Genomic DNA, 2,235 nt, shown 5'->3' on the forward strand with positions numbered 1-2,235 from the left:
AATTGGGGATTGGCCATGAGTCCGCTGTAGACAGCCATGCCGATGGAGGCCGAGGTGTTCATCATCAGATCCCCGATGCCGATGCCGCGTCCGTTCTGGTCTACCGGCAGGGTGGCCGAGAAGGAGTCGTAGAGGGGCGTGTAGGACATGGTGATGCCGGCGATGAAGACCGAGGCCAGCGCGGTCAGGACCCAGAAGCCCGAGGTGAGCATCAGGGCCGAGCCGGCAGCTCCGGCGATCATGAGCAGAGCGGACAGGATCAGCATGGGCAGGCGTCCCATGGCGTTCATGATGACTCCGGACAGGCAGCCCACCAGGGTGGCCACGATATAGACGATGGTCAAGCAGAGGGAGACCTGGCTCAGGGAGATCCCGTAGATGCGGTCGCCGATCACGTTGTAGATGGGCACACAGGCGAAGTTGAAGAAGTAGAAGACGAAGAGGGCCAGCAGGACAGCCATGTAGGCGCCATTGGTCACGAACCCGCGGCTCAGGAAGGGGTTAGCGCCCTTCCAGACGTAGCCGGCGAAGATCAGGATCAGAACGGCCAGCACCCCCAGCATCCAGGTGGCCGGGAAGGAGAAGTAGACGGCCACAAATCCGGCGATCAGCGCGAACAGGGCGATGCCGAAGACGTCGATGCGCTCGCCCTTGATGCCGGTGTCTGGCGTGTACTTGAGCACCGGGGGGATCAGGAGGATGGAGACCAGCGGCACCAGGAAGAGGTAGCGCCAGTCGATGGAGGTGATCAGTCCGCCGGCGAAGATGCCCACAGCAGAGGATGCGTAGTAGACGGCGTTGAAGATGCCCAGGTAGAAGGCACGCTCCTTGTCGCTCAGGTACTTCATGGCCATGACCAGGAAGACTGAGCCAGCCACCTGGCCGCCCGCGGTCTGGATCATGCGGGCCAGGACCACGGCCCAGAAGTTCGATGCACCGAAGAAGCCCAGGAGGCTGCCGACGATCAGGGCGCCCACTCCGAACAGGGTCATCTTCCGGGGGGAGATGTAGTCGCAGAGGGTTCCGTAGAGCATGCAGACCACGCCTAGGACGATGCCGGGCAGGGTGCTGATCAGCGAGGCGTTGGCGGACATCCCCAGGGAGTCGCCCACATTCTGGAAGACCAGATTGAAGGCCTGAATCATCAGTGTGCCCAGCAGGAAGATGGTCAGCAGGGCGGGCAAGGCCCGTTTGGTGCTGCGGCGGTTCTCGTCCATGGTTGCTTCTGTGGTCGCGGTGGTGATGGATTCGCTCATGACTGCCGTCCTTCTATCGTTCACTCTCGGTCTTGCGCACCAGGGTTAGGAGCCTGTCCATGAAGCGCCGGGTGAACCGCTCGGTGTCGACCGACAGGGCCACCTTGGTGTTCTTGACCGTGTCCAGCAGCCTGCTGGGGTCGCCGATGGTACGGGCCCGTTGCGGTCCTTCGGTCTCGACCATCAGGTTGGTGGCGAAGGTGGTGACCAGGCTGGGGTCGATGGCTACGGCGGCGGCTAGGGGGTCGTGCAGGTTGCAGCCGCCCAGGTAGACCCCGCTCTCCTTTTCGCTGATGTCGATGTAGTAGTCGGTCATGTCTGCCAGGAAGCGGCCGGCGCTGGTGCCTGTGGCACGCAGGGCCTCAGTGTCCTCGCGGCTCATCAGAGCTTGGGTGGTCACGTCCAGGCCAACCATGGTGATGTCTGCGGTGGTGGCGAAGACCCGGTTGGCGGCCTCGGGATCCTGGTTGATGTTGGCTTCTGCGAATGGACCCACGTTGCCCGGCTGAGTCAGTGTGCCGCCCATCATGACGATGCTGATGCGGTCGACGATGTCGGGGGCCTTTTCCAGGGCGGCGGCGATGGTGGTCAGGGCGCCGGTGGGTACCACGACCAGCTCGCCCTTGGGATAGCGGCGGACTGCGTCGATGATGAAGTCGACTGAGCTCTGCTGGCTGGCCTGCCGGTCGGTCTGTGCGGGGATTTCGATGTTGCCGGTGCCGTTGGCCCCATGGAAGATCTCGGAGTCCGGCGGAACGCTGAATGAGTCAGCCGTGCTGGGGTGATCGATCCCCTTGAAGACCGGGATGTCCTCCCTGCCGTACATGGCCAGCAGCTGCAGATCGTTGTCGACGCCTTGGTCGAGCACCACGTTGCCGTAGGTGCCGGTGATTCCGATTAGTTCGGCATCCGGGGAGCCCAGGACGTAGGACAGAGCCAGCGTGTCGTCGATGCCAGTGTCCAGATCCAGGATGATCTT

General features: G+C 63.0%; 2 protein-coding genes. Both read right to left on the reverse strand.

Annotated elements, in window-relative coordinates; all coding sequences use genetic code 11:
• Positions 1-1,256 (reverse strand): MFS transporter (locus tag AC0AP0_RS12335; RefSeq protein WP_490430694.1); only part of this gene is annotated, 1,256 nt, incomplete at its 3' end.
• A gap of 13 nt (positions 1,257-1,269) precedes the next feature.
• Positions 1,270-2,235: nucleoside hydrolase (locus tag AC0AP0_RS12340; RefSeq protein ID WP_490430695.1), on the reverse strand; the 966-nt coding region annotated here is incomplete at its 5' end.

The sequence above is a fragment of the Bifidobacterium sp. POST2/T3 (B1) genome, assembly GCF_058197115.1.